Annotated in this window: 3 protein-coding genes; all 3 read right to left on the bottom strand. The window is 46.0% G+C overall.

Annotated elements, in window-relative coordinates:
- Positions 1-548 (bottom strand): MptD family putative ECF transporter S component (locus ACO4PX_RS09255; protein WP_485572368.1); only part of this gene is annotated, 548 nt, incomplete at its 3' end.
- Positions 549-756: 208 nt separating this feature from the next.
- Positions 757-2,493 carry an ABC transporter ATP-binding protein gene (locus ACO4PX_RS09250; RefSeq protein WP_485572366.1) on the bottom strand — a complete coding sequence of 579 codons (1,737 nt, stop codon included), beginning with the start codon at positions 2,491-2,493 and terminating at the stop codon, positions 757-759.
- Positions 2,490-3,811, bottom strand: a 1,322-nt coding sequence (locus tag ACO4PX_RS09245; protein WP_485572364.1) for an ABC transporter ATP-binding protein, incomplete at its 5' end; no start/stop codon positions are given. The genes ACO4PX_RS09245 and ACO4PX_RS09250, both read right to left, overlap by 4 nt.

Here is a 3,811-nt window from a genome sequence, read left to right as displayed (position 1 = left end):
AGCTTTCTTCCGAGCAAAGCACCGAGAAGTCCGAAAAGGAAGGTGCAGACATAAACGATAGCCATATTTTGTACGCTGAGCAGCTTTTCAATGGCATTTCCGTAATTCTCTCCCATTTCTTTGATAACCATCTCCATATAGCGCTCTTTCAGAAGAAGCATTTGCAGAAGGGAATTGCAGGGCCAGAGACTAAAAATAGCATAGCTTAGCATCGTGGCAGAGCCGGACTGATACTTTCCCATCCGCCGGATGCCTTCTGCAAGGAGGCAGAAGAGAAGGGAGAAGAGGGGCACCACAAAGGTATGCCCGAATAGGAACATGATACAGGGGGTAATCATGCCGAAAATGAGAAGCCCGAAGGGTTTATTCACCTTTGCCATAAAGAGCATGACGATAGGTCCGCCGATAAGCGCGTAGGCAGCAGGGTAGACAAGATATAAAATCGGAACGATACCCATCATCCCCACGGCAAACATACAGATAAAGTAAATCACGGCAAAAACACCGATAGACACCAGGTCTTTAATGGTCAGTTTATTTCTATTCATAAGGTAAATCTCCTTTTATAACGAAAAGCTTCGTTTATGATGTAAGCTACTTTCATAACGAAAAATTTATTTCATGCAGTAAGCCCCTTTCATGTGTTAAGCCTTCTTTCATACAGCACGTCTTATTTCTAAAGCATATCCTTATCCCTTGTTCCGTAGTAATCCGGAATCCGTTTTATAAGACTTTGGAGTTTTTCTCGATACGGCTTTAATAGCTGAATTCTTCTGCAAGTCGGCTCTTTTCTACCAGGTTCCGATAGACTTTGGAGTGTTCCAGCAGTTCTTCGTGGGTACCCACCGCATCCACTTCTCTGGAGGACAGTACCAGGATGCGGTCTGCTTTCTCAATGGACTTCAAACGGTGGGAAATGATGACAACGGTTCGGTTTTCCCCGCGAATTAAGCTGCTGAGGCTTTCCTGAATTTTTCTTTCGTTATCAATATCCAGATTCGCGGCAATTTCATCTAAGAGAAGTATGGGAGCATTCTTTAAGAAGGCTCTGGCAATGGAAAGCCGCTGTCTTTCTCCGCCGGAGAGTTCCGCGCCGTTTTCTCCGATTCTTGTTTGGAAGCCCTCGGGAAGCTTTTCAATAAAGTCCAGGCAGTTGGCAAGTCGTGCCGCTTCCCGCACTTCTTCGTCCGTGGCATCCGCTCTACCCAGACGGATATTCTCCAGGATAGTGGTATTAAAGAGGTTCACTTCCTGGAAGACCATGGCGATTTTTTGGAAAATGGAGTCGGTGGCCGTGTTTTGTAAATCCTTTCCGCCGATGAGAATTTTTCCGGTATCTGCGTCATAAAGTCTGGACAATAGGCGTAAAATGGTGGTTTTTCCGCAGCCGGAGGGGCCCACCAAAGCAAAAAGTTCCCCTTCCTTTACCGACATGGAGACGTCTTTCAGAATTGCCCTGTCTTCGTTGTAGGAGAAGGACACATCCTGAAAGGCAATGGAGAAGTCGGAAAGCACCGTATTCTCCCCTTCCTGCTTCTTTGCAGACTTGATTTCGGAGATGCGCTGCACCGCCGGTGCAATATAGAAAATTTCCATCAGGCTTTCCTTGGAAATGTCGAAGATTTCCTTTAATTTCATGGAAGCGATGATAAAGCCCAAGAAGTAGAGGAGGGAAAGGCTGCCATTTTGATAGAGCGGGAAACCGACGAAAATCACCGTAGCCACACTCAGGAAAGCAAAAATGGATGAGCATCCCATGACGATAAAGGAACCCATTTCTGTCTTTAAGTGGAGCTTTTCTTGCAGGTCCATTTTTTGAAATAAGGCTTCTTTGACCTCCCTGTCAGGGAGAAAGCTGCTGATTTCCTGATGCAGGTCGATATGTTCCTGGAAAGCTTCCGCATTTTCTCGTAAAAGATGATAGTACTTCTGATTGTTTTGTAGCACGAGCTTTCTGGATAAGGGCACCAAAAGAAAGCTGAAAATCGTAGGGAGAAGGGTGGCAAGGGACAGCTTCCAGTTTGAGAAGCACATCAGGATCCCCATAATCGGGAAGAAGAAAAACATGGCTACGATTTTGGGAACAGAATGGCTTAAGGCATGTTCAATCCTCTCTACGTCAGACATAATGCTTTCCGACAAATCGCTTAAGTCATGCCGGGAAAAATAGGCAATGGGCAGGTCTGCCAGGGTTTCCGCAATGTTCTTTCTCAGATTCGCCGATTCTTTGTAGGTCGCGTTATAGAGACAGACATATTCCTTGGAAAGCAGGAGGTAGAGGAAGAACAGGATTATGAGAGCCGGAACAATCAGCTCCCATGGCGAGAAGGCCTTCCTACCTGCGTCTTCCAGAAGGAGCTTCGCGATATACAGTAAGAGCATAACGGGTCCCATATTGATGCAGTAAGTAAGAAAGCAGTAGAGGCTGGCTTTTTGCAGGTTTTTCGCGCCCTGCTCCGTAAGGGAGAACTGTTTTTTGAACCAATTCTTCATTTGTTTATCCTCCAATCTTCCGTAGTCTGGTAAAGTTCCCAGAGCTTTTTATAGCGACTGTCTTTTTGCAGAAGCGCTTTACTGCTTCCTCGCTCCACAATCTGTCCCTCTTCCAAAACCAGTATTTCATGGAGTCCCTGAATACTGGACAGGCGGTGGGCAATCATAATCACGGTTTTCCCCTGAATCAGATTTTTAAAGGCGTTTTGCAGGGCATACTCCTGATCCGCATCGATGGAGGCGCTGGCTTCGTCCAGAATCACGATGGGAGCATCCTTTAAGATGGCTCTGGCAATGGCGATTCTCTGCTTTTCGCCACCGGAAAGGTAAACGCCTTTGGCGCCGATTAAGGTATTTTCTTTCTCGGGAAAACGCTCCAGAATTTCCCTGCAACCTGCCAAGTCCAAAGCCCGATGGACGTCTTCCGCAGTAGCATCGGGTTTACCTAATAGTACATTTTCATAAATCGTCTTATGGAAAAGCTTGCTGTCTTGGAAAACGAAGGAGATAGCCTTACACAGGGCATCCTTACTGTAGCTTTCAATGGGGAGATCCCCGATTCGAATCTGCCCTTTATCTACTTTGTAGAAGCCGGAGAAAAGCTTGGCAATGGTGGATTTTCCCGAACCGGAGTGCCCCACAAGGGCATAGTTTTTTCCCTCTTCCAAGCGGAAGGAAAGTCCTTCCAAAACCTTCTTGTCACCGTAGGAAAAATCCACATCTTGGAACTCCATGCTGTAATTTGGAAATTTTTCCTCCTTGCCGTATTGGAGGCTGTCTTCCTGCATTGCTTTGTAGAGCTTTTCCATTTCCTCGATGGCAAAGCTTGCATTGAAAATGTACATGCCGGACCACATGATTTTCATGAAAGCCACCATGATCACTCCGTCCAGAAAGAAAATCATAATCAAATCGATGATTAGTTTTTCGGGCCGGGGCTCTTTTACGAGGAGAAAGGACAGGGGAATCGACAGAATCGGAATTAAGCCTAAAAAGATCCATTGGTAGAGAACATAGGGAGTTTTACAGCTTAAACTGTATTCATAAGCGTACTTTGCATAGCTTTCAATGGCTTCTTTCATAGCTTTGAAGCTTTGCAGGCGGTTTCCGAAGAGCTTTACGACCTGAATACCTCGAACATACTCCACGGTTTCTGCACTGAGATGGTTTAAAGATTCCTGATACAACTTCATAAATTGGCTGCCGCCCATCATTTTCTGGAGGAAGAAGCCGCTGACCAGTACAAGAAGCAGGAGAATTATGCCCACCCGAAGACTCACAAAGAAGCCAAGAGCCAGGGTAAGGAGGGGCACAAGAA

The sequence above is a fragment of the Oribacterium sp. genome (assembly GCF_057249185.1).
The sequence above is the reverse complement of the archived record's forward strand: the minus strand, read 5'-3'. Positions and strand labels throughout refer to the sequence as shown.